Here is a 24,336-nt window from a genome sequence, read left to right as displayed (position 1 = left end):
GGGGGGGCCCTGGCCGGGCACGTCCTGCGGGCGCTGGACGCGGGCCTGCTGGACGATCCGCGCCTTGCCGCCGCGGGCCTCGACCGGGCGACGGTCGCCCGCCTGGGTGGACGCCAGGAACCCCACGGTCACCACGCCAATCAGGCGTCGCCCGTTAAACCAAACGGCGAGCGTGCACCACATTAATAATTGGTTAACGACGGCGAACATCATTCAAGGTGATGTTCTGGATGTTCCCGACGGGTCGACATCGGCCCAGTTCGGGTCTACAACAGACAGCGTGAACGACGGCATCCTGGTTTTGGTGGTCATGACCGCGCTGGCCTTCGACTTCACAAACGGGTTCCATGACACCGGCAACGCAATGGCGACCTCGATCGCGACGCGGGCACTGCCCCCGAAGGTCGCCGTCGCCCTGTCCGGAGTGCTGAACCTGGTCGGCGCTTTCCTGTCGCTCAGCGTGGCCGCGACGATCGCGAGTGGCCTGGTCAACACCCATCTCGTCACGCTGACCGTGGTGTTCGCCGGGCTGGTAGGCGGTATTACCTGGAATTTGCTGACGTGGTTCTTCGGAATACCCTCCAGTTCATCTCATGCACTCATCGGTGGGGTCATCGGGGCGACCATCGCCGCCGCCGGAACGCACGGCGTCAAATGGCACGGAGTCGTCTCGAAGGTAATCATTCCGGCCGGTCTGTCGCCGGTGATCGCCGCTCTCATCGCGACCGTGGGAACCTATCTGATCTACCGGCTGAGCCGTGGCGTCCCGGACCGGGCACGCAGCCACGGATTCCGGCTCGGCCAGATCGGCTCGGCGTCGCTCGTCTCGCTCGCGCACGGCACGAACGACGCGCAGAAGACGATGGGCATCATCACCCTGGCCCTCATCGCCAACGGCACGGTGGACGCTGGGTCCGAGGCGCCGTTCTGGGTGATCCTGAGCTGCGCGATCGCGATCAGCCTGGGTACCTACCTCGGCGGCTGGCGGGTGATCCGGACCCTCGGCAAGGGGCTGGTCGAGATCGACTCCCCGCAGGGCATGGCCGCCGAGTCGTCCTCGGCCGCGACGATCCTGCTCTCCAGCCACTTCGGGTACTCGCTGTCGACGACGCACGTGGCGACAGGCTCGATTCTCGGCACCGGCCTGGGTCGCAAGGGCGCGGAGGTGCGCTGGAGCGTCGCCGGCCGGATGGCCACCGCATGGCTGCTGACCCTGCCGGCCGCCGGGCTCGTCGGCGCCGGGTGCTACGGGATCGCCCAGGGCATCGGCGGCACCCCCGGCGTGGTCATCGTCTTCGTGCTGCTGGTGATCGCGTCCGCCCTGCTGTACCTGCGGGCCCGCCGGACGCCGGTCAGCCAGCACAACGTCAACGACGAGTGGGACGGCGCCACGGCCACCGACGACACCGGGGAGCGGGTCGCGGCCTGAGGTGCGGCCCCGGACGCGACGGCCGCTCGGCCGTCGGGCCGGTCCTGAGTGACCACCGATGGACATGACGATCGGTGGAAGTCGACGGCCGGTGGAAGTTGGTGGCCGGTGGAAGTGACGAAGGGAGAGGCGGGCATGGATTCCTGGATCGACCTGGACGCCCTGTGGAAGATCGTCGGCATCGGCCTGCTCGCCGGGGCGGGACTACCCGCACTGTTCGCGGTCGGGCTGCGCGCGGTGAGCCTGCCGGGTCGGGCCGGCGGCGCACCCGCCGCCGGCGAGGCCGGTGGCGACCGTGTCATCGGGACGAACCCGCTCGGGATCGCCGCCGGGGCGGCGTGCTTCGCCGCAGTGCTGGCGGCGATCGGCTGGGGTATCTACTCCGTCGTCGCCGGAACGTGATGGAGCCAGAGGAAGGTGAGTGGCGTGGCGTTGCCTCCGTTGCTGGCATCGGTCATCCAGTGGCTGCGGGCCGGGTACCCCGACGGCGTCCCGGAGCGGGACTATCTGCCGTTGTTCGCGCTGCTGCGGCGCAAGCTGACCGGGGATGAGGTGGCCGCAATCGCCGCGGCGCTGACCACGAGCGGTGACTCCGCCTCGGCCCTGGCGATCCGCACGGCGATCGCCGACGTCACCCACGACGTCCCCCTGGAGGGCGACATCGCCCGAGTCAGCGCCCGGCTGGCGGCCGGCGGATGGCCGCTGGCCTCCCCAACCCGCCCGCAGCCCGCCCCCGAGACCTGACCCGCCCCGAGTCGTCCACCCGGCGGGCGGTACCAGGTCAGCTGCCGCGATAGGTCGAATAGCCGAACGGCGCCAGCAGGAGCGGGACGTGATGGTGCTCCGCCGGGTCCGTGACGTGGAACGCGATGCTCACCTCGGGGAAGAACACCGAGCGGGCGCTGGTGTCGAAGACGAGCCGCCAGGGGCCGGGCGCGGTCAGCGGCAGGCCGCCGACCCGCCCGTCGGCATCGGTGACCGCCTCGGTGACCACGGTCCAGCCGGTACCGGTCTGCCCAGTTGTGGTCTGCCCAGCGCCGGTCTGCTCGGCGCCGGTCTGCTCGGCGCCGGTCTGGCTGGTATCGCCGGCGCCGCCGAGGTTCGGGCGAGATTCGCCCCGTTCGAGCCGAACCGGCACCCCCACAGCGGGCCGCCCCCGCGCCGTGTCCAGGACGTGTGTGGACAGCCCCATCGCCCCTCCCGTGCAGTCCTCTCTGGCCCATGCCCGGCTGGCCGCGCTTCGGCCGGCCGGCCCGATCACCAGCCCTGTCATCGCCGGCGGGCTACGCCCCGGTGATCAGGTGCCGGATCCGCAGGGCGGTGATCTCCGCCTGCTGGCCGGCGGCGATGCGCAGCTCCTCGTCGGGCTCGTGGGTCATCCGCTCCTGCAGCAGGGCGAGCATCTCCTCGGCGCTGCGGCCGGCCGCCCGGACCAGGAAGATGTAGCCGAAGCGCTCCTCGTAGGCGGCGTTGCCGGTGGCGAACGCCGCCTTGATCTCCTCGGGGGCCTCGTCCATCGCCGCCTGCTCCCGCCGGGGGGCGTCGAGGGAGACCACCGACGCACGCGCCGTCGTCGGCGGCGCGGGAATGCCGGTCGGGCGCTCCCCGATCCGGGGATGCGCGGTGAACGCCTCGAACCAGGCCGACTCCGGCAACCGCCACCATTCCTGCTCGGCAGCGGGCAGGAGGGCGGCCAGACTGCCGAACGGACGGCGGGCCACCACCGCCTCGGCCCAGTCCTCGGACTCGCAGCAGGCCAGCAGCTCCTCGCGGGCGGCGTCCGGGGACAGTGCGTCGAACCAGCGCATGGCCAGCGCCTCGCGCCCGGGGGCCGTCGGCACGCCGGTCAGCCGCAGCCGGGCCAGGCCGCCGTCGGGGATCGCGTCGACGCGCACGTGGGTGGCCCGGACGGGCACCTCCAGATCGAACAGGTGCCGGGTGTTGGGCTGCACCCGCGTGCGCGGCAGCAGCGGAACCCAATCGGTGATGGCGCTGATGTCATCGGGGTCGAGCATGTCCGGGTGGTCCGCTGCCCACAGCTCCACGGCCCGGGGGGAGTTGCCGCGGAAGTGGCGGGTGTCGACCTCGGCCCGCACGATCAGACCCTGCGTCGTCAGGCGGACCGCCGCCCAGTCGTGCCCGGTGCCGCGGCGGCGGCGGGTCTCCCAGCCCTCCCCCATCGCCCGGGCGTCGCCCGAGGCGTTGAGGTTGTGCCGGTCGCCGTAGTGCATGTCGCTTGCGGCCACCACGACCCCGCCCAGGTAGGCGGCGGCAAGATCGGAGGTGACCCGGTCGAGCAGGCGCGGGTCTGGCACGACCGTGCCATGCACGCGCAGCCGGGCGACTCCCCCGTCCGGATGAATGTTGAGCCGGAGATGGGTGATGCGAAGCCGGCCCGCCTCCGCCACGGGCAGCACATTGACCGCATCGGCGGCGATCGGCGTGTGCGGGACCAGCTCCACCCAGTCGACGGCGTCGCTGGCGACCTCCGCGGCGGACGGATAGCCGGCGACCGTCGCCCCGTGGATCTCGACGGCCTCCGGGGCGTTGCCGGTGAAGTGGGTGGTGTCGACGGTGATCGCGTGGGCGATCCCGGGCGCGCCCAGGCGGACGATGGCCCAGTCGGCCCCCGGCAGGTCACGGCGGCGGCGGGTCTCCCAGCCGTCGGTCCACTGGCCCCGTTCGGTGAACACGCCGGGGCGCACGATGGGCGGTTCGGGCAGCAACATCCGCTCCGCGAACGCGAAGAACTCGTCGTTGACGGCCACGACCGTGCCGCCGGAACGGGCTGCCGCCAGGTCGACGAGGTTGGTCAGGTCGGGCTCGTCACTCATCGGATCCTTCTCTCAGGTCGAGCGGTGTCACCTGCGGCGACCGGCTGCTGCGCCGCTGGCCGGGCAGCCGCCGGGTCGCCATCGGCGTCGGTGGCGGTCCGGTGCGAGCAGGCTGGGTCGGCACGTTTGCGGGAGGCAAAGGGTACGTCCCGTCGACGCCTGCGGCTGGTTCGGGTCGGTACCCCACGACCGGACGTGGGGGCCCGTCCGCGCCAGCCGTGGATGCGGCCCGCGGCGGACGGAAGGGGTCCTGGCCCGATCGGGTGAGGTGGTCACCTCACCGTGCCAGCAGTTGTCCCCGCGGCGGGCGGTCACCGTCCGCACGCACCCCCCGCAGATAGGTTGCCTGGACGACTCCGTCCAGGCTGCGTCCAGCGTAGGGGGTGAGCGGGTGGCGATGCCGCAGCATGGACGGCTCAACCAGGAACGACGCATCCGGGTCGAAGACGACGAGGTCGGCGTCCGCACCGACGGCGAGCCGACCCTTGCCGCGCAGCCCGGCGAGGTCCGCGGGGCCCGCGCACATCCAACCGACCACGTCGGCGAGGGTGTGGCCGCGGACGCGGGCCTGGGTCCAGACCGCGGGTAGCCCGACCTGCACGGACGCGATACCGCCCCACGCAGCCGCGAAGTCGCCGCTGTCGATGTGCTTGACCTCCGGCGTCGACGGCGAGTGGTCGCTGACGATCCCGGTGAGCAACCCCGCCGACATCGCGGCCCACAACCGGTCCAGGTTCGTCCTGCCGCGGATGGGCGGGGCGCACTTGAACACCGTGGCCCCTTCGGGGACCTCCTCCGCGGTGAACGTCAGGTAGTGCGGGCAGGTCTCGGCGGTCAGCGGCAGCCCCTCCGCGCGGGCGGCGAGGATCTCGTCAAGCGCGTCGACGGCGGACAGGTGCAGCACGTGCAGCCGCGCGCCCGTCGCCGCGGACAGCGCCGCCAGTCCCGCCACCGCCTGCGTCTCCGCCGCCGCGGGCCGGGAGGCCAGCCAGCTCGCGTAGGCCCGCCCGGCCACCGGCGGCGCCGCCGCGAGAACGGCGGGCGACTCCGCGTGCACGACCGTGAGGGCGCCCATCCGGGCGGTGTGCCGTCCGGCGGCGGCGAGCACCTCCATCGAGACGTGCGGGAACTCCTCGACCCCCGACGGGGCCAGGAACGCCTTGAAGCCGAAGACACCGGCGTCGTGCAGGGCGGCCAGGTCGGCGAGACTGCGGGTGTCGGCACCGATGATGCCGCCCCAGAACCCGACGTCGACGGCTATCTGCCCCTCGGCGACCGCCCGCTTGGTCGCGAGCGCCGCCAGCGAGGTCGTCGGCGGAATCGCGTTCAACGGCATGTCGATGATCGTGGTGACGCCGCCCGCGGCCGCGGCACGGGTCGCGGTCGCGAAACCCTCCCACTCCGTCCGACCCGGCTCGTTGACGTGCACGTGGCTGTCGACCACACCGGGCAGCAACGCCAGGTCGCCGAGGTCCGTGACCAGGGCATCCGCCGGCACCTCGGTGGGCCCGGTGATCGCGGTGATCCGGCCGTCGGCGAGGTGCACCGCCGCCGGCCGCTCGCCGTCGGGCAGGACCACCCGAGTGGACCGCAGCACCTGCGGCCGCTCGGGCAGGGATGCCGGCGTGTCCGGAAGGTCTTCACTCATGCCGTCGAAGCACCTCCGGCCGGGGCGACGCCGGAGCGGGTCGGCAGGTGCGGGCTGGTCGGGAGGTCAGAACGGGGGAGGTCTGAACGGGTCGGGAGATCGACGAGGTCCTGCGGGCGCACCGGGACCCGTCGCAGGTCCCGCCCGACCGCCGCCCGGATGGCGGCGACGATCGCGGGGGTGGCGGTGCAGGTCGGTGCCTCCCCGACGCCCTTGACCCCGTAGGGTGCGTCGGGCTGCGGCTCGGTGACGGCGACGAAGTCCAGATCGGGGACGTCGGCGGTGGTCGGCAGCAGGTAGTCGTGGAAGGTCGGGTTGACCACCACCCCGTCCACGGTGACCAGCTCCTCCATCAGGGCGAGGCCCAGCCCCTGGGCGGTGCCCCCCTCGACCTGCCCACGCAGGGACAGGGGATTGAGCACGGTGCCGCAGTCCTGGGCCAGCGCCATCGACACGACCCGGACCAGGCCAAGATCGATGTCCACGTCGACGACCGCCCGGTGGGCCGCGCCGGCGAACGCCACGTGCGGATCGCCCTGACCGTCGGCGTCCAGCGCGGTCGTCCGCCGGTGGTGGAAGGTGTAGTCGGCCTCGATCGGACCTTCGGCCAGGGCGTCGGCGATGGCGATGCGCAGCCCGGCCTCCACGCCGACGATCTGTCCGGCGGCGATCCGCAGGGTACGCCGGGGGGCCTCGACGACCTCGGCCGGCAGCTCGGCGGCCCGCGCGACCCGGGCGAGCAGCCGGTCGGCGACCGCGACGCAGGCACCGCGCACCGCGCCGCCACTCATCCAGGTCTGGCGGGAGGCGCTGGTGGAGCCGGCGCTGCCGACCGCGGTGTCGGCGGGGGCGAGGACGACCTGTTCGACGCCGAGCTCGGTGCGGGCTATCTGGCCGGCGATGGTGACGAAGCCCTGGCCGACCTCGGCGCAGGCGCTGTGCACCCGGACGCGCGGCGTGCCGTCGTCGGTCAGGTCCAGTCGGACGCGGGCCGCCGACGAGTCGTCCATGCCCTCCGAGAAGAGGAGGTTCTTGTAGGCCAGGGCGTAGCCGACGCCGCGACGCACCCGGCTCGGCTCGGCCGCGGCGGGCAGACCACCGGGCAGGGCGAGGCCGGTGACGTCCACGGCCGGTGGCGGCGGGGGCAGCGGGCGGGCGGCGACGAGCTGGATGAGTTCACGCGCCGGCAGCGGGGCGCCGAGTACCTGCCCGGTTGGCAGGACATCCCCCGGTCGGACGGCGTTGCGGATCCGCAGCTCGACGGGGTCCAGGCCGAGCGCATCCGCCAACCGGTCCATCTGGGCCTCGTGGCCGATGGTCACCTGTGGCACGCCGAAACCTCGCATGGCCCCGCAGGGCGGGTTATTGGTCCGCACGGCCACCCCGCGCAGCCGCGCGTGCGATACCCGGTAGGGGCCGGCGGCGTGGGTGACCGCGTTCGCGAGCACCGCGGGGGAGGACGACGCGTAGGCACCGCCGTCGAGGACGACGTTGGCCTGGACGCTGACCAGCTCACCATCGGCGGTCGCGGTGTGCCGGAACCACATCCGGGCCGGATGACGGTGCGGATGGCCGAGGAAGGACTCGACCCGGTCGTAGGCGATCCGTACCGGCGCACCCGTCACCCGGGCCAGCAGCGCACCGTGGATCTGCAGGGTGACGTCCTCGCGCCCCCCGAACGCGCCCCCCACGCCGGCCAGGGTGAGGCGGACGAGGTTCTCCGGGATGCCCAGGCAGGCGGCGAGCTGCTCGCGGTCCGAGTGCAGCCACTGGGTCGCGACGCGCAGGTCCACCCCACCGTCGGCGGCCGGGCTGACCAGGGCCGCCTCCGGTGCCAGGAACGCCTGGTCCTGCATGCCGACCACATAGCGGTCCTCGACGACGACGGAACCGTCGACCCCGGGCTCGCCGTGCCGGATGTCGATCTCGCGGAACAGGTTGCCGGCGGGGTGCAGGGCCTCCGCGTCCGCGGCCAGCACCTGCTCCGGGTCGGTCGAGGGACGCAGCGGCTCGTAGTCCACCTCGATCGCGGCGAGCGCGCGGCGGGCGGTCGCCGCGTCGACCGCGGCCACGGCGGCGACCGGCTCCCCGGCGTAACGCACCTCTGTGGCGGCGAAGACCGGCTGGTCGGCGACGATCAGCCCGTAGGTGGCCACGCCCGGCACGTCGGCGGCCGTGACCACGGCGGCCACCCCGGGCAGGCGGCGGGCCGCCGCGGCGTCGATCCGCCCAAGCCGGGCCCGTGGATGCGGGGAGCGCAGCGTGCGCGCGTGCAGCATCCCCGGTACCCGCAGGTCCCCTGCGTACCGGAATGCTCCGCTCGCCTTCTCTGGCCCATCCGGGCGAGGCACCGATCGCCCGATTCCGCCGCTCACGACCTCACCCCCCATCCGGACCTCCATCAGGAGGACGCTGGGTCTGCCCAGATGAGTGAGCATCCCCCGAACGGAGGAGGCTGCGCTCAGCCTGGACCGCCCGCACGGCGGCGAGGATGCGGCCATAGCCGGTGCACCGGCAGATGTTGCCGGCCAACGCCTCGCGGATCTCCTCCTCGTCGGCGTCCGGATGGCGGGTGAGCAGATCCGTCACCGCGACCACGAAGCCCGGGGTGCAGAAGCCACACTGCACCGCCCCCTCGGCAAGGAACATCGCCCGGACCGCCCGGGCCAGCCCCGCGCCGCCCAACCCGGCGACGGTGACCACCCGGGTTCCGTCGGCGTCCGCGGCAAGCACCGTGCAGGACGCCGCGAGCCGGCCGTCCAGCAGCACTGAGCAGGCCCCGCACCGGCCCTGCTCGCAGGCGTCCTTGACCGCCGTCACCCCAAGGGTGTCCCGCAACACGGTGAGCAGCGAATCCCCGAGCCGGGCGCCGTTCACCGTGCGCAGGAAGCCGTCGACGTTCAGCCGGTAGCTCTCGTTGCCGTCCGCCCCGGTTTCCCCACCGCCGACGCCGGCTTCCCCGCCATCGCCACCGTTCGCCCCGCCACCAGCACCGGTTGCCCCGCCATCGGTACCGGTTGCCTCGCCATCGGTACCGGCTGTTTCCCCTGTACCCGTCGGCCCGGCGGCGAAGCCGTCCGGGGCCACCGCGGTCACGGCTGCCCGCCGACGGCGGAGTCCCCGGCGGGGCCGCCGGGGACTCCGGCCGGGGGTGCGGTCACGTGGAGGCAGCGGGCGAACGCCCGGCCGGCGAGCACTCCGGCCGCGTGCCAGCGGTACTCCGCGGAACCTCGCGGGCCCGCGGGCAGCGCGGGAGTGATTCGGGCGGCCGCCTCGACGACCAGGTCGCCAAAGCGTCGAGCCGCTGTCGGAGACACCGTCCCGGTCGACCAGTCGACCTCGTCGCGTGCGTACCGCTCGGCGTCCCCCATCCGGGCGGGCAGTAGGCCGACTCCCCCGATCGCGCACGTCAACCGGTGACGCACCCGGTCCACGAGGACCGCGCACGAGACGACCGCCGGATACGCGGCCTGTCGATCACCGATCTTGAGGTAGACCTGCGGGCCGCCCGGACGGGCCAGCCGCACCGCCGTGACGAGGGCGTCCGGGGCCAGCCCGTCGGCGAGGAAACGCGGCAACGGCTGCCGGTCCAATCCTCGGGGCGAGGCGGTGAGCACCTCGGCGTCGGCGGCGGTCAGGAAGGTGAGCAGATCGCCCGCGGGCCGCGCCGATCCCAGCGCGCCGCCGACCGTGCCGGTGTTGCGGATCTGGACGGAGCCGACGACCCGGGCGGCCCGGGCCAGGCCGGGCGAGAGCGACCAGCCGGCCAGGTCCGTGTAGGTCGCCCCCGCGCCGATGGTCAGGCTGTCGGCTCCGGCCCCGCGAACCCGCAGTTCGAGCACCCGACGCAGCGCGACGACCACCCCCGCGACACGCTCCCCGGACCGCAGCGCGGGGACCAGATCGGTGCCACCGCCCAGCAGCGCCACCGCGGCACCGGAGTCGTGTGCGGCGGCGAGCATCTCCACCGCCTCACCGACCGTGCGAGGCCGGAACATCGCAGACGTCGATCCGCCGGCCGTCACAGGGACCTCGCCCGCCGGAACCGCAGCTGGCGGGAGCGCGCCCGCCCAGACCGTGCGGGCCGGGCCATGAACCGCACCCGTCCGATCGGACCCGCGGCAGTGCATCCGGGCGGGACCGACCAGCGGGACCGACCGGCGAGCCGGGTGGCAGCGGGGCAGGCGGACGAACGGTGCATGGCAACCGACCCTAGAGGCGGAAAGTTACAGTGATGTTTGACCACGCAGACGCTCCGTGAGGCCGCCCGATCGGGCCAGCTGCGGTTAGATCCCGCCCCGCCCACCGGGGCAGTCACCGCGTTCGACCAACCCGAACTATCACCAGCCGTCCAATGGTCCGTCACCGATTGTTACCTACATGGCGTCGAGTCGAAACGCCGGGCCGATCCCAGTCAAATGGGACCTTTGTCCCCTCTGCCGGCAGGGCGTGCGGTTCTCTCCCGTTCCTCACGTGTGATGGCGGGACCGATGAGGACCACGAGGGCATGGCCCGCCGGGACCATGCACCACAGGGAGTCGCCCCGTTCCGGCCCACGGGATCACGGGATCACGTGGGCTTCGGAATGCGGGCAGCGCCGCGCGCCGCGGCGAGCAGTTCAGCCGGATGAAGGTCCGACGGAGGATGGCCCGGGAGGATGGCCGCCAGGAAGACGTGCCCGGCGGACGTCCGCCCGCCCGGGGGACGGTTCCGGCCAGATCACGGGTCCGACCATCACACCGGGCCGGCGGGCCGATTCGCGCCGGCGGCACGCGACCGAGCGAGGTGGGCATGTCACGTCGTCTGAAGAACACCACTGCCGCGTTGCGCCACGGCTGGCATCCGGTGGCACGGTCCGGGGAGGTCGCCGACAAGCCGGTGGCGGTGCGGCTGCTGGGCGAGCCGTGGGTCCTCGCCCGTCTGGACAACGGCCTGGCGGCGTTCGCCGATCGGTGCCCGCACCGGCTCGCACCGCTGTCAGCCGGCCGGGTAGATGCGACGGAGATCATCTGCGGGTATCACGGCTGGCGTTTCGTCGCCTCCGGTGCGTGCACCGCGATCCCCTCCCTGGGCCCCGGGGTGCCCGCCCCCAGGCGGGCCAGGGCCATCCCGCCGTGGGGTGTGGTCGAGCGGCATGGCCTGATCTGGATCGCCCCGGCGGAACCGTTCACCGACCTGATCGAGATCCCCGAGGCGGACGAGGCGGGTTTCGACTCGGTCTGGCTCGAGCCGTCCCGATCCTCCGCCTGCGCCGGCCTGCTCGCCGACAACTTCCTGGACACGGCGCATTTCCCGTTCGTGCACGCCGCCACGATCGGCGCCGGAGAGGACACCCTGGTCGCGCCGTACCGGGTGACACCGGACGGCGAGGGCTTCGTCGTGCAGATGGAGCAGCGGGTAGCCAATCCGGAGGACCCCAAGGTCGCCACCGGCGAGCATCCGCTCGTGCAGCGCCGCTGGTCGACCTACGTGTATCGACCGCCGTTCATGCTGCGCCTGCGCTTGGACTACCCGGATGCCGGAATGATCAACACGATTCAGTTCTGTCTTCAGCCGGAGGACGAGGGATCCACCCGGATCTACACGAGGCTGCTGCGCGACGACCTGGGCGGGGACGCCGCGCGGATGGCCGAGGCCGCCCGCTTCGAGCAGGCCGTGCTCGACGAGGACCTCGCGCTGCAGGAACGGTTCGACCTTGACGGCCTGCCCCTGCTCGGCGACCTTCCGAGAGCCGACCCGCTGAGGGGCGAGTCTCCGAGGGACGAGTCTGGACGGGGCGCATCTGGGCGGGGCGCTGATGCCGACCTTGCCGAGGAGGTGAGCATCCGGGCCGACGCCGCAGGAGTCGCACTGCGCCGGGCGCTGGCGTCCCTCGTCGACCGGGCGACCCGGCTGCCGGCTCGCGGCGCCGGGCAACCGGCCGACGACCGAGACCGGCTCCGCACCACCGCCCACCGCACCGAGTTCCGGCGGACGACGAGCCGGTAGCCGGTAGGTCCGACGTTTCGGGGAGGCCGTCCCGACTGCGCTGAGAGCGGCGGATATCCGACACCCGGTGGGAGCGACATCGCAGGTCGACGGCCTGCGTCGCGACCTACGATGAGAGATCGATTCGGCCGGGAGGCGCAGAACTGATGACGGTGCGAGATCGTGGGCGGCCGCTCGACGGGGCGAGGTGGACGGACCTCGACCCTCGCGAGTTCGAGCGGTTCCGCCGGCTGGTGGGCGCCGCGGGGTCGCGCGCCGACGCCGGTCTCGCCGGGCTGCCGGACCGTGAGCTGGCCGCCGCCCTCGGTGTAGCCCGTTCGGACGGTGCGTCCGAGCCAGGTGCGGCGTCGGGGCCCGGCGACGCCGGGTCAGGCAGATCAAGGTCGGACGGTTCAAGGTCGGACAGGCCAGGGTCGAACGGGTCGGGGTCGGACAGGCCAGGGTCGGGGTCGGGCGGGTCGGATCCGGTCCTGCTGCCCGAGGCCCTGTTGCTGTTCGGCCGGCCGGAGGCGATCCGCTGGTTCCTGCCCTGGCACGAGGCGGCGATGCAGGTCATGCGGGCCGACACGGCCGTGGTGAACGACTTCTTCCGCTGGCCGCTGTTCCGGCTCGCCGAGGAGCTACTCGCCCGCTTCCGCGCCCGCAACACCGAACAGGTGATTCGGTTCGAGCTCCTACGAGTGCACGTTCCCGCCTTTTCGGAGGAGGCGTTCCGGGAGCTGGTCACCAACGCGCTGACCCATCGGGACTACGACGTTCCCGGCGCCGTCCACGTGCGGTGGGCCGATGACCGCCTCGAGATCACGAACCCGGTGGCGCCGGCCGCCGGACCGCTGCCGGGGACCGCGCTCGCAGGGCCGCCCGGCCCGCGCAACCCCCTGCTCGCTGACGCCTTCCGGCGGGCCGGGATCGCCCAGCGCACCGGGCACGGGATCGGTCGGGCCATCGCCGACCAGCTCCGCCACGGTCTCGCGGCTCCCCACTTCGATCATCCGGCCGAGCGGACGGTCGTCGCCACCCTGCCCGCCACCCCCGCGGACCTCGCCTTCGCCCGGTACGTCGCGGCCCGCGAGCGGCTCGGCCGGCCGCTGGGTCGGGCCGAACTCCAGCTCCTCACCGGGCTACGGCGGACCCCGCGGCTACGCACCGCGCAGGCGGCCGCTCTGCTGGGCGTGGACCGGTCGCGGGCACGCGCCCACCTCATCGGCCTGCTCCACGCCGGCCTGGTCCAGGTGGGCAGTGACGGCGCGGGCCGCACCTGGCACCTGACCGATCAGGTCCACCGCGACCTGCGCGAGTGCGCCGCGCACGTGCGGACCCAGACCGGCATCAACGATCCGGCGAGCCCCGCATCACCCGCATCGCCCGGCTGGGCCATTCCTGATGGGGGCCCCGCCCTGCCCCACCGGCCGCAGGCGGCCCGTGGGGGCCGGCGGGGCTGACGAGGTGCCGTCAGGGACGGGTGTAGAGCAACCGGCCGAGGGTCGCCAGGGTCCGCAGCGGAGCCGGCAGCCGGCAGCCGAGAGCCGCCGCGGCGGTGTCGACGGCGGCCAGCTCGCCAAGCACCGCCTCCCACGGGGCGTCGCTCATCAGGCCCAGCAACGGCAGCGGGCAGGCCGCCCGCACCCAGCCCTGGTCCACGACGACGAACCCGCCGCCCATGCCCTCGATCGCTCGGGCGGCAGTCAGCATGTCGTCGTCGCGGGCGCCGACCACGACCACGTGGCCGGGCGCGTGCATCGTCGACACCCCGAGTGCGCCGCGCAGGAGCCCGCAGCCGCGGATCAGCCCCACGTCGACCGGTCCGCCGCCGCCATCCCGCTCGAAGACCGCGACCTTCTGCAGGTCGCGGGTGGGATCGGCGACCACGAACCCGCCGTGCACCGTCGGCTGCACCCGTACCGTGCGCACACCGTGCCGGCGGGCCGTCGCCGTCGCCGGCTCGGGACCCGCACCGCCCAACGGGCCGCGGCCGGGACCGCCCACGACCGGGTGGGCCGCCGGTTCGCGGGGCACGTCGATGCTCACCGCCGCGACGCTGACGTCCTGCCTGCCCGCCCGGCTCAGACCGGGGCCGATGAAGGAGCCGGCATGCAGGTTCGCCGGCAGCCGGATCCGGCCGACGGCCCACGCCGGCGCCACATCGTGATTGTCGAACAGCGGGCGGCCGTGTTCGGCGGCGATCCGCCCGCCCGCCACCACCACGTCGGGTGGGGCGGTGCCGGCGAGTGTGGTCACCACCTGCAGGTCGGCCAGCCGGGCGGGGGCGATGGAGCCCAACGCCGAGTCCAGGCCGTGCGACCGGGCCGGGAACAGGGTGGCGTGCCGGATGGCGTCGATCGGGCCCATCCCCTGGCCGACGGCGAGCCGCACGTCGTGGTCGAGATGGCCGTGGGTGGCGAGTTCGGTGACCGTCCTGTTCCTGGCCGGGCCGGGGTAGTCCAGGACCCAGCGCAGTCCGGCGGCATCCGCCACCGGCCCCGCGCCCAACGCGGACAGGCCGCTCAGCCCGGCCCCCGGCAACGCCGGGCTTACCTCGACGATCGAGGTGGTGGTGGGTGCGGTGGGTGGGATCGCCGCGGGACCGGTGACCGGGGCGATCGGCGGGGCCGGCGCAGCGAGCGCCAGGTCCGTGTCGGACGGGAGGCCACCGCCCGAACGGAGCAGTACCCGCAGCGGCGTCGCGGAGCCGGTGGCGAGCTCCGAGCCGTGGACGCCGCCGAGCGCGAGCAGCGCCGCCGGGTCGGTCAGCAGCGTCACCGTCCCGCGGGGGATGAGCAGACGGGCCAGCTCGCCCGCGCTGAGCAGGGTCTCCTCGACCCGCAGCCCGGCGTCGACGTAGGCGGGGACGACGTAACGGCCGGCGGCGTCGAGGGAGCGCCGACCACTGAGCACCCCGGGCCTGGTCACGGCGGCGATGTACCGCCCGACGATGAGGATGTCGCGGTTGACCACCGTGCCGTCGTGCACGACGACGACCAGGCCACCGCGCACGACCAGGTCGGCGTCCTCCTCACCGTCGGCGACCCGGCGCAGGCGTGCCAGCTCGGCGGCCGAGGGGGACAACCGGTCCGCGCCGGCCACCGGGAGGTGCCCGATCGGACCGACCGGTTCCGACGGGGGGTCATGCCGGTCCAGGCGGGGGATCACCATGGGCGACTCCGTGCGGGCCGGTGCCCGCGGGTATGTGGCCGAACCGGCGGGAACCGTCCGCGTCGGCCGGACCACCCGGCCGGGCGCCGCCATCAGCCGGGGTCCGAGGCTGGTGCGTTCGACGTTCAAAGGCAGCCCTTCGTCCGCCGGCCGACGCCGGCGGCGCATCTACATCCGAAGAGGGCAGGCAGGGAAGGTGGCCGCCCGAGTACTTCGCGTAATTCGCGCCGATTTTGGTTATATCGCAGGGCAATCGCCAGATACGCCGCGGGAGGGCAGGCCGGGGGGCGACGAGGTGCACGGCGGAGAACCGACCGCCCCAGGATGGCCCGTCCGGACGATGCGGCGGGCGCGATCGAGCGCACCATTGCGGGCATCACAATCATCGCTACCTGCCACGACCCGAGTTCGGCCCGTACCGCGCCAGGACGATCGCCTCGATGAAGCCGACGACGGCGTACAGCGCGATGCTCGCCACGGTGATCACTACCACCGAGGCCCACACTCCGCCGTAGTTGAACGTCTGCTGGGCACGCTGCATGTAGTAGCCGAGCCCCTCGCCGGTCGCCAGCCACTCGGCGAGCAGCGCACCGATGACCGCGCCCGGGACGGCGATACGCGCGGAGACGAACAGCGCCGGCAGCGCGCTGGGCAGCGCAACCTTGCGCAGCACGGTGGCGGGACCACCCCCGTAGGCGCGGACCAGATCGGCGGCGGCCGGCGGGCCGGAGCGCAGCCCGAAGACCAGGTTCACCAGCGACGGGAAGAACACGATGATCCCGGCGATGACCCCGACCGCGGTCAGGCCCCGTCCGAAGATCAGGGTGAGCAGCGGGATCATCGCCACGAGCGGCACCGACCGCAGCATCATCGCCACCGGCATCAGCGCCCGTTCCACCGACCGGAACAACACAAAGGCGACGGCGACGACGATCGCGGCCACGGTGCCCGCCGCGTACCCGACCCCGGCGTCGCCGAGGGTGTGCCACAGCCCGTCGAGGATGGCCCGCCGGCTCTCGGCGGCCTTGTCGGCCGTGAACAGGTACGTCCACACCGCCTGCGGATCCTTGGCGACCAGCGGGTTGAGATCGAACACGGCGATGAACGCGTACCAGAGACCGACGATCACGGCGGCCGACGCGACGACGGACAGCATGGTGCGCCCGACCCGCAGCAGGATCGCCGTGAGCAGCACGTGCGGACTGGGCCCCGCGGCCGCCGCCGGAGGTGCGGAGCCGGTCGTGGCCGGCTCCAGGGTGGTCGCCGCCGGGGCGCCGGCCGTCACAGCCCGCCGCCCGGGTTACCGCGCGGCGCCCACGGGGTGACCAGCCGGGCGACGAGCGCGGTCAGCGCGTAGCCCAGTCCGGCGACCGCGGAGGCGACCGCGGCCAGCGCCCACGTCCGCGGGACCTCCAGGGCCTGCTGGGAGTGGACCATGGCCACGCCGAGCCCCCGGTCGGCGCCGAGGAACTCGCCGATGATCGCGCCGAGGACGGCCGCCGGCGCGGCGATCTGCAACCCGGCGAAGGTGCTCGGCAGGGCGGCCCGCAGCCGGATGTACCGCATCTGCTTCCAGCCGCCGCCGCCGCTGGCCCGCACCACGTCGAGGCTCGCCGGGTCCGCGGCCCGCAGGCCGAGCAGGGTGCCGACCATCGTCGTGAAGAACACGGAGATGCCGGCCAGGGCGATCTGGGGGGTGCTGCCGTCGAACACGGTGGTGAGGATCGGGCCGATCGCGATGATCGGCAGGCAGTAGGACGCCACGCCGATCTGCAGCAACACCCGCTCCACCACCGGAACCCCGAAGAACACCACGGCGAGACCGATGGCCAGGCCGTTGCCGATCAACCAGCCCTTCACCGCGATCGCCACCGTCGACTTCGCCGACGTCCACATGAGCCGATGGTCATCCCACAGCGCTCGCACGACCTCCCACGGGGTGGGCACCACCCCGCCGTTGTCGAGCACCGTGACCGCGAGCACCCACCACAGCGCGACGATCCCGACGATCCCGACCGCGCCGCCGATCCAGACCGGTCGATCGGCACCCGCCCCCACCCCGCCGCCGCGGCGCCCCGCACCGGGATCGCCCGACCCGCCCGGTCCGGATGATCCCCCCGGTCCCCCCGGTCTCCCGGGCCCGCCCGGACCGCCGCCGGTGGCGCCGAAGCCGGCGTCCTGCAGGGTCGTCATGCCCCGCTCCGAGCGGGGTCGGCCGCCGGCGTCCGCACCGTGACCGGCGCCGTCTCGCCGCCGGCGAACAGCAACGTCGACAGCTCGTCGTGCAGCTCGTGGAACCGCGCCGAGCGCAGCATCGCCGGGGTGCGCGGCCGGGGCAGGTCGATGTCGACGAGTGCGGAGATGCGCCCGGGCCGGGCGCTCATCACGGCGACGGTGTCGGAGAGGATCACCGCCTCGGGGATGGAGTGGGTGACGAGCAGGGTCGTCGTGGCCCGTTCGCCCCAGATCCGCAGTAGCTCGAAGTTCAGCCGCTGGCGGGTCATGTCGTCGAGGGCGCCGAACGGTTCGTCGAGCAGCAGGATGCGGGGCTCGACGACGAGGGCGCGGGCGATCGCGACCCGCTGGCGCATCCCGCCGGAAAGCTGCGCCGGACGGGCCTTCTCGAAACCGGTGAGCCCCACCAGCCGGATCAGGTCCGCGATCACCGCCCGGTTCGACTTCACCCCGGCGACCTCCAGCGGCAGCCGGATGTTGGCCTCGACCGAGCGCCACGGCAGCAGCGCCGGGTCCTGGAAGGCGATGCCGAGGTGGTGGCCACGGCGGGCGGTCGCCGGATGCTCCCCGTGCACCAGCACCTCCCCGGCGCTGGGCGCGTCGAGATCGGCGAGGATGCGCAGCACCGTCGACTTCCCGCAGCCCGACGGCCCGATGAGCGTCAGGAACGAGCCCTCGGCGGTGGCGAGATTGACGTCGTCGAGGGCCAGCATCGACGAGCGGCCGAGGCGGAACTCCTTGCGCAGGCCCACCACGCTCACGCCGGAACCAGGGACAGCAGCGGAGGGAGCCGACGGTCCCGGGGCCGGCTCTGGCATGGACGTGGCGGCTGCACTCATACGAGTTCCGGCTTCTCCTTGTACAGCTCTCGGATGATGGACAGATCGAACAGCTTTTCGGCGGTGATGTCGACGCCGGCGAGCTTGAGGGTGGCGATGTTCTCCTCGACCAGCGTGTCGGTGAGCGTGAACAGCCCGTTCTTCTTCGTCTCCTCGGTGAGGATGAGCTTGTTCTGGTCGGCGCTCTCCAGGCCCTGTTCCTTCTCGTCCAGACCGAGATCCTTGCCGTACACGGTGGCGGCGAGCTTGGCGCCGAGCGAGGCGTCGGAGGTGGCATCCTTCCAGCCGCGGATCTCGGCGGTCAGCGCCGCCTTCACCTTGTCGCGGTTCTTCGCGATCGACTCGTCGGTGACCATGAAGGTCTCCGAGACGAGCGGATAGTTGTGGTCGGCGAGCAGGAAGGTGGTGACATCGAAGCCCTTGACCCGCAGCAGGTTCGGCTCGTTCGTCACGAAGGCGAACCAGCCGTCGACCGTTCCGGTGGTCAGCGGCAGCGGGTCGAACTCCACCGGCACCTTCGTGATGGACGACGGATCGAGCTTGTTCGCCTTCAGGAACGCCGACCAGACCGACTCGTTGGTCGCCTGCACGCCGATCTTCTTGCCGACCATGTCCTGCGGCGTGCTGATGGGGCTCTTGGCCATGGACAGGATGGCGAACGGGTTCTTCTGATACTGCGCGCCAATGATCTTAAGGGGGGCGCCCTGGGCGATCGCGGTCCCGGTGATGTCCGGCGAGGAGATCCCGATGAAAGCCTTACCGGTGGCGACGTCGGTGTCCTGCGGCGTCGCCGACGGGCCCCCCGCGATCAGATTGACGCCGGAAAATCCGGCCGCCTTGTAGTAGCCGCGCTGGTCGGCGAGGTACTCCCCGGCGAACTCCGCGTTCTTGATCCACGACAGGCGGACGCCGAGCGTCCCGAACGAAGCCGCGCCGGAACCGCCCGAGCCCGAGTCGTCGCTGTCGTCGCTGCCGCATGCGGCGAGCAGGCCGCCCCCGCCGACGGTGAGCAGGGTCGCTCCCGCGGTCACTCCCACACCTCGGCGGAGAAAACCCCGCCGATCCAGAGCTGGTATCACCAAACCCCCATCACACTCGTCTCGGGCACACCCCGTCGGCCGGTCGATCCGACCTGCCCGAGCGGTCTCCCGGACGCTAGGAAGGAGGCGTATCCGTCTCATCGCACCTGTGTGAATTGCCAGTAACTCCATTCTCGCCGCCGGGCCGGTCACGCTCCACCACCGCCCCCAGGATTCCCGCGGACCGAAACGTCACCGAAACCTGGATGCCCCGAAATGGGTTCAACGTTCACCTGCCCGACATCGACCGACGGCCGAATGGCGAGGGTGCGCCAGTGCCGTGGAACCCACGGACCGACCAGCGGAACCCGCGGACCGACCAGCCGTGCCGGTCGCGGCAACGTCGGCGTCATTGGCCGCGGCGACGTGGGCGTCATTGGCGGCGACGCGGGCGTCATTGGCCGTGCCTGCTAGGCTTCGCGGTCGTGCTGCTGAGCCCTCATGAACAGGAACGGCTGCTCATCCACGTGGCGGCCGGACTCGCCCGGGAACGCCGCGCCCGCGGGCTGCGGTTGAACCATCCCGAGGCGACCGCCCTGCTCACCTCGTTCCTGCTGGAGGGCGCCCGCGACGGCCGCAGCGTCGCCGACCTGATGACCGCCGGGCGCGGCGTGCTCACCCGGGACGACGTCATGGAGGGGGTGCCGGAGATGCTCGCCGAGGTCCAGGTCGAGGCGACCTTCCCGGACGGCACCAAGCTGGTCACCGTGCACCAGCCGATCGCGTGATACCCGGCGAGATCCTGCCGGCCGCCGACCCCGTCGAGATCAACCCGGGCCGGCCCGTCCGGACGGTGCTGGTCCGCAACACCGGCGACCGTCCGGTGCAGGTCGGCTCGCACTACCACTTCGCCGCGGCCAACCCGGCGCTCGACTTCGACCGCGACCTCGCCTGGGGGCACCGGCTGGCGGTGCCCGCCGGCACCGCGGTCCGCTTCGAGCCCGGGGTGGAACGCGAGGTCGACCTCGTCCCGCTGGCCGGCGCCCGGGTCGTGCCCGGCCTGCGCCCGGAGTTCGCCGGCCCCCTCGACGGAGCGAGCTCTTGAGCCGCCTGGACCGCTCGCGCTACACCCTGCTGTACGGACCGACGGTCGGCGATCGCATCCGCCTCGCCGACACCGACCTGCTCATCGAGGTGACCGAGGACCGCAGCCGCGGTCCGGCGCTCGCCGGCAGCGGCGATGAAGCGGTCTTCGGCGGCGGCAAGGTCATCCGCGAGTCCATGGGCCAGTCGCGGGCGACCCGCGCCGAGGGCGCCCCCGATCTCGTCATCACCGGCGCCGTCGTACTCGACCACTGGGGTGTGATCAAGGCGGACGTCGGCATCCGCGACGGGCGGATCGTCGCGCTCGGCAAGGCCGGCAACCCGGACACGATGGACGGCGTCCATCCCGACCTGGTCATCGGGCCCGGCACCGAGATCATCGCCGGGAACGGGAAGATCCTCACCGCGGGCGCGGTCGACTGCCACGTGCATCTGATCTGCCCGCAGCAGGTCCCCGAGGCACTCGGCACCGGGATCACGACCCTCATCGGCGGCGGCACCGGCCCGGCCGAGGGCACCAAGGCGACCACCGTGACGCCGGGCTCGTGGAACCTCGGGCGGATGCTCTCCGCGATGGACGACTGGCCGGTGAACGTCGTCCTGCTCGGCAAGGGCAACACGGTCAGCGACGCGTCGATGTGGGAACAGCTCCGGGCCGGCGCGGCCGGGTTCAAGCTGCACGAGGACTGGGGCACGACGCCCGCCGCGATCGACGCCTGCCTGCGCGTCGCCGACGCCGCCGGAGTCCAGGTGGCACTGCACTCGGACACGCTCAACGAGGCCGGCTTCGTCGAGGACACCCTCGCCGCCATCGCCGGCCGAGCCATCCACGCCTACCACACCGAGGGCGCCGGCGGCGGGCACGCGCCGGACATCATCACCGTCGCGGCCGCCGCCAACGTCCTGCCGTCGTCGACGAACCCGACCCGCCCGCACACCGTCAACACCCTCGACGAGCACCTCGACATGCTGATGGTCTGCCACCATCTGAACCCCAGCGTGCCCGAGGATCTGGCCTTCGCCGAGAGTCGGATCCGGCCGTCGACGATCGCCGCCGAGGACATCCTGCACGACCTCGGCGCCATCTCGATGATCGGTTCGGACTCGCAGGCGATGGGCCGGATCGGCGAGGTCGTGCTGCGCACCTGGCAGACGGCGCATGTGATGAAGCGTCGCCGCGGGGCCCTGCCGGGGGACGGTCCGGCCGACAACGCGCGGGCCCGGCGGTACGTCGCCAAGTACACGATCTGCCCGGCGGTCGCGCACGGGCTGGACGCGCAGATCGGCTCCGTCGAGCCCGGCAAGCTCGCGGACCTGGTGCTCTACGATCCGGCGTTCTTCGGGGTGCGGCCGTCGCTGGTCCTCAAGGGCGGGTTCATCGCCTGGGCGGCCATGGGCGACGCCAACGCCTCCATCCCGACCCCGCAGCCGGTGTTGCCCCGCCCGATGTGGGGGGCCGCGCGGGGGCCGGCCGCCGCCTCGTCGCTGACCTTCGTCGCGCCCGCCGCGATCTCCGCCGGGCTGCCCGAACGGCTGGGCCTGGCCACCCCGATGGTCCCGGTCGAGGACGTGCGCCGACGCGGCAAGGCCGACCTGCCGGAGAACACGGCGACGCCGGACATCCGGGTCGACCCGGACACCTTCACGGTCTCGATCGACGGCGACGCCGTCGAGGCAGACCCGGTCCGCGAGCTGCCGATGGCCCAGCGGTACTTCCTGTTCTGACGACCCGTCAGCGGGGGGCCCGTCAGCGGGCGGCGTTCTTGATGAACTGGTCGCGGTAGGAGCCGCGGTCGCCGCTGTAGTACCCGGCTCGTACATGGCGGCGGGTCGTGGCGTTCTCCGTCGCCCGGGCGGCCGAATGCCACAGGTAGGCATCGTGCAGCAGCAGGTCGCCACGCTCGGCGTAGACGGCGATCTCCCCCGGGATCTTCTCGAATCCCAGCGGCATCTCGTCGGGCGGCTCGACGTCGGTGTATCCCCCACTGGGGCGGGCGTCCGCGGGCACGGCGACGTTGTTGATGTTGCGGTAGGGCGCCGGTGTGGCCCAGCGGTGGGATCCGGGCACCACCCGCAGGAATCCGTTGGCCGGGCTGGTCGCGTCGATGTGGAGGGTGAACGCGCAGCCGGGCCAGACATCGAGGCTGGGCATCGCCTGCCAGTCCGAGTGCCAGCCGATCCGGCTGTAGCCGGACTCGCGGCCGGGCCGGGCGTCCTGGTAGACCACGCCGTCGTTCTCGCTGGGGCTCATCCACACGTCCCCGCCGAGCAGGCGGCGCAGCAGGGCGACCATGAGCGGATGGGTCGCCGTCGCCCGCACCGCCGGGGCGAGCTCCTCCACGTGTTCGACGTAGTTCACGTACGCCTCGACGTCCGCCTCGATCCCGTGGCCGGCACCGATCTCGTGGCCGGCACCGATCTCGACGTCGGCACCGGCGGGGGCCGTTCCGTTCGACGCCCGGCCGGACGGGTCCGCCGCCCCGTCGGGCCGGCCCGCCCGACCCAGGCCCCCCCGACCCAAGCCCGCCCTGTCCAGGCCCGCCCTGTCCAGGTAGCGGGCGTCCAGGTACTGCGTGGAGCCGTAGCGCTCGGGCACCGTCCCGGCGAGGACGGCCTGCTGGGCCGCGACGCACTCCCGTTCGACCCGGTCGAGAAACTCGGCCGAGTGCAGACCGCGGAGGACGACGAACCCGTGGCGGTGGTAGAAGTCGCCGAGGCCGGCCAGCGCCGGCGCGGCCAGCGGGTCCGGCTCGGTCGGGTCCACGACGAACACCCCGACCTCGGCCACCGCCGGCAGGGACGGCGCCCCGCGGGTCACGCCCGCCGGAGCCGGGAGAGAAGTCGGGCTACCCATGGTCGTTCCTCCACCCTCGACGTCGCCGCCAGCCCGGGTGGCCCCCCGACCGGACCAGACGGTTCATCACGGTACGGCGAGCGGGTTTCGGCGCCGTTGCTGACCAGCAGCAATCCGGAGCCCGGCAAGCCCTGCGCCCCGGCCGCTCGCAGACACAGCCAGGACCGTCGGACTGCCCACCGACCTGCCGACCTGCCGACCTGCGCGTCTAGTGTCGACTTCGGGTGCGGGTACGGTGACCGGTGCTGTGCGGCGAGTGGGAACCCTTGCGCTCGCATTCCCACTCGTGATCGTCGCCGTCCCAGTCGGCCTGGTAGCCCGCCGGGCAGCGGGGTTTCGGCGGCCGGTTGTCGCCGCAGGAAGTGAGCACGGGTGCCAGCGCCACCATCGCCACCAGCAGCCCGACCAGACGCACCCGCGGTCCGGACCCTGTCGCCCGTCGTGACATGTCGTCCCCTCGTCCCGGTTCTTGATGGTCGTCGCCACCGGTGGCACGGATGGCCCGGCAGGCGGGACCCGAGCGGCGTACGGCCGGTCGACCGAGCGCCGCGGTGCCGCCCGTCCGGGCCGGCCGGCGGCCACCGGCCGCGAACTCTTCCACAGGACCACTGACTGTGTGTCCGGTTTGTCGCCCGAATGACCGAGGCTGTCATCCGGCCGAAGGCAACCAACGAGCAAGAACCCTGCAGAAGGGGCGCTGTGAAGTCAGGTGACGAGACGGACACCCACGTCGGCGCCGACCAGCCCGGCCACACCGACCAGCCCGGCCACACGGTGCAACCCGGCCACACGGTGGAACCTGGCCACATGGTGGAACCTGGCCACATGGTGCAACGTGGCCCCGGCGGCGGGGACAGGCATGGTCCGATCGGGCGGTCTGGGCGACGCGCCACCTTGCTGGTGCTCGCGGACGGTCGCATGCCGACCGGGGGGCACGCCCACTCGGGCGGGGTCGAGGCCGCGGTGACCGACGGCAGCCTCGCGAGCCTGACCGACCTGGCGGCGTTCCTGCTCGGCCGGCTGCACACCGCCGGCCTGGTCGCCGCCGCCTTCGCCGCCGCCACCTGCCACGCCATCGCGACCGGCGGGACCGGCGTCGCCGATCTCGACGCCGAACTCGACGCCCGCACGCCCGCCCCGGCACAGCGTGCGGCGAGCCGGGCACAGGGCCGCACCCTGCTACGAGCCGGCCGGGCCGCCTGGCCGGTGCTGGCCGGCCCCCGCGCCCCGCAC

22 protein-coding genes are annotated in these 24,336 nt (G+C 73.1%); 9 read left to right on the top strand and 13 right to left on the bottom strand.

The genetic code is table 11. The features are described from left to right. The first annotated feature begins 310 nt into the window (after positions 1-310). The 3 genes from ND748_RS07520 (at position 311) to ND748_RS07510 (ending at position 2,173) form a co-directional block, all read left to right on the top strand. Positions 311-1,429: an inorganic phosphate transporter gene (locus ND748_RS07520; protein ID WP_251744938.1), complete on the top strand. Its 1,119-nt coding sequence runs from the start codon at positions 311-313 to the stop codon at positions 1,427-1,429. 135 nt (positions 1,430-1,564) lie between these two features. Continuing rightward, positions 1,565-1,831 (top strand): hypothetical protein, encoded by a 267-nt coding sequence (locus ND748_RS07515; RefSeq protein ID WP_251744935.1) that lies wholly within the window; start codon positions 1,565-1,567, stop codon positions 1,829-1,831. Between the two features lie 24 nt (positions 1,832-1,855). Then, the gene (locus tag ND748_RS07510) at positions 1,856-2,173 is read left to right on the top strand and encodes a DUF3349 domain-containing protein (RefSeq protein WP_251744934.1); all 318 of its coding nucleotides are present in this window, start codon (positions 1,856-1,858) and stop codon (positions 2,171-2,173) included. Positions 2,174-2,210: 37 nt separating this feature from the next. Here the strand turns inward: ND748_RS07510 and ND748_RS07505 are convergent, their stop codons facing one another. From ND748_RS07505 to ND748_RS07480, 6 genes are all read right to left on the bottom strand, one after another. Continuing rightward, complete coding sequence (locus tag ND748_RS07505; protein WP_251744933.1) at positions 2,211-2,621, bottom strand: hydroxyisourate hydrolase; 411 nt, start codon at positions 2,619-2,621, stop codon at positions 2,211-2,213. A gap of 91 nt (positions 2,622-2,712) precedes the next feature. Beyond that, complete coding sequence (locus ND748_RS07500; protein ID WP_251744932.1) at positions 2,713-4,263, bottom strand: allantoicase; 1,551 nt, start codon at positions 4,261-4,263, stop codon at positions 2,713-2,715. Between the two features lie 277 nt (positions 4,264-4,540). Then, positions 4,541-5,911: an allantoinase AllB gene (allB, locus tag ND748_RS07495; protein WP_251744931.1), complete on the bottom strand. Its 1,371-nt coding sequence runs from the start codon at positions 5,909-5,911 to the stop codon at positions 4,541-4,543. Then, entirely contained in the window at positions 5,908-8,301 is a 2,394-nt protein-coding gene (gene pucD, locus ND748_RS07490) for a xanthine dehydrogenase subunit D (protein ID WP_251744930.1), read from the bottom strand. The genes allB and pucD overlap by 4 nt, the downstream gene beginning before the upstream one ends. Continuing rightward, complete coding sequence (locus ND748_RS07485; RefSeq protein WP_308205603.1) at positions 8,291-9,007, bottom strand: 2Fe-2S iron-sulfur cluster-binding protein; 717 nt, start codon at positions 9,005-9,007, stop codon at positions 8,291-8,293. The genes pucD and ND748_RS07485 overlap by 11 nt, the downstream gene beginning before the upstream one ends. After that, complete coding sequence (locus tag ND748_RS07480; RefSeq protein WP_251744929.1) at positions 9,004-9,909, bottom strand: xanthine dehydrogenase family protein subunit M; 906 nt, start codon at positions 9,907-9,909, stop codon at positions 9,004-9,006. Before ND748_RS07480 ends, ND748_RS07485 begins: the two co-directional genes overlap by 4 nt. 793 nt (positions 9,910-10,702) lie before the next feature. Between ND748_RS07480 and ND748_RS07475 the strand changes: the two genes are divergently transcribed. Then, positions 10,703-11,899 carry an aromatic ring-hydroxylating dioxygenase subunit alpha gene (locus ND748_RS07475; RefSeq protein WP_251744928.1) on the top strand — a complete coding sequence of 399 codons (1,197 nt, stop codon included), beginning with the start codon at positions 10,703-10,705 and terminating at the stop codon, positions 11,897-11,899. A 146-nt stretch (positions 11,900-12,045) separates the two neighbouring features. Continuing rightward, positions 12,046-13,341 (top strand): ATP-binding protein, encoded by a 1,296-nt coding sequence (locus ND748_RS07470; protein WP_251744927.1) that lies wholly within the window; start codon positions 12,046-12,048, stop codon positions 13,339-13,341. Between the two features lie 10 nt (positions 13,342-13,351). Here the strand turns inward: ND748_RS07470 and ND748_RS07465 are convergent, their stop codons facing one another. The 5 genes from ND748_RS07465 to ND748_RS07445 form a co-directional block, all read right to left on the bottom strand. Continuing rightward, positions 13,352-15,052 (bottom strand): adenine deaminase C-terminal domain-containing protein, encoded by a 1,701-nt coding sequence (locus ND748_RS07465; protein ID WP_251744926.1) that lies wholly within the window; start codon positions 15,050-15,052, stop codon positions 13,352-13,354. Between the two features lie 388 nt (positions 15,053-15,440). Further along, positions 15,441-16,337 (bottom strand): ABC transporter permease subunit, encoded by an 897-nt coding sequence (locus tag ND748_RS07460; protein WP_251744925.1) that lies wholly within the window; start codon positions 16,335-16,337, stop codon positions 15,441-15,443. Next, on the bottom strand, positions 16,334-17,245 hold the full coding sequence (locus tag ND748_RS07455) for an ABC transporter permease (RefSeq protein WP_251744924.1): 912 nt from the start codon (positions 17,243-17,245) through the stop codon (positions 16,334-16,336). Before ND748_RS07455 ends, ND748_RS07460 begins: the two co-directional genes overlap by 4 nt. Beyond that, positions 17,242-18,126 (bottom strand): ABC transporter ATP-binding protein, encoded by an 885-nt coding sequence (locus tag ND748_RS07450; RefSeq protein WP_251744923.1) that lies wholly within the window; start codon positions 18,124-18,126, stop codon positions 17,242-17,244. The genes ND748_RS07455 and ND748_RS07450 overlap by 4 nt, the downstream gene beginning before the upstream one ends. Continuing rightward, entirely contained in the window at positions 18,123-19,157 is a 1,035-nt protein-coding gene (locus tag ND748_RS07445) for an ABC transporter substrate-binding protein (RefSeq protein ID WP_251744922.1), read from the bottom strand. Before ND748_RS07445 ends, ND748_RS07450 begins: the two co-directional genes overlap by 4 nt. Positions 19,158-19,630: 473 nt before the next feature. Between ND748_RS07445 and ND748_RS07440 the strand changes: the two genes are divergently transcribed. The 3 genes from ND748_RS07440 to ND748_RS07430 are packed head-to-tail and all read left to right on the top strand — an operon-like array spanning position 19,631 to position 21,974. Next, on the top strand, positions 19,631-19,933 hold the full coding sequence (locus ND748_RS07440) for an urease subunit gamma (protein ID WP_011602639.1): 303 nt from the start codon (positions 19,631-19,633) through the stop codon (positions 19,931-19,933). After that, positions 19,930-20,250: an urease subunit beta gene (locus tag ND748_RS07435; protein WP_308205602.1), complete on the top strand. Its 321-nt coding sequence runs from the start codon at positions 19,930-19,932 to the stop codon at positions 20,248-20,250. The genes ND748_RS07440 and ND748_RS07435 overlap by 4 nt, the downstream gene beginning before the upstream one ends. Beyond that, positions 20,247-21,974 carry an urease subunit alpha gene (locus tag ND748_RS07430; protein WP_251744921.1) on the top strand — a complete coding sequence of 576 codons (1,728 nt, stop codon included), beginning with the start codon at positions 20,247-20,249 and terminating at the stop codon, positions 21,972-21,974. The genes ND748_RS07435 and ND748_RS07430 overlap by 4 nt, the downstream gene beginning before the upstream one ends. 22 nt (positions 21,975-21,996) lie before the next feature. On the opposite strand, the gene ND748_RS07425 is transcribed toward ND748_RS07430, so the two are convergent. Together ND748_RS07425 and ND748_RS07420 are read right to left on the bottom strand one after the other, a co-directional pair. Continuing rightward, positions 21,997-23,103: a phytanoyl-CoA dioxygenase family protein gene (locus tag ND748_RS07425; protein ID WP_251744920.1), complete on the bottom strand. Its 1,107-nt coding sequence runs from the start codon at positions 23,101-23,103 to the stop codon at positions 21,997-21,999. Between the two features lie 208 nt (positions 23,104-23,311). Beyond that, entirely contained in the window at positions 23,312-23,518 is a 207-nt protein-coding gene (locus tag ND748_RS07420) for a hypothetical protein (protein ID WP_251744919.1), read from the bottom strand. A 503-nt stretch (positions 23,519-24,021) separates the two neighbouring features. On the opposite strand from ND748_RS07420, the gene ND748_RS07415 reads away from it, so the two are divergent. Then, positions 24,022-24,336 (top strand): urease accessory UreF family protein (locus tag ND748_RS07415; protein ID WP_285901743.1); only part of this gene is annotated, 315 nt, incomplete at its 3' end.

The organism is Frankia sp. AiPs1, from assembly GCF_023716945.1.
Taxonomy (GTDB): Bacteria; Actinomycetota; Actinomycetes; order Frankiales; family Frankiaceae; genus Frankia.
This window is presented reverse-complemented; position numbering and strand designations above follow the sequence as displayed.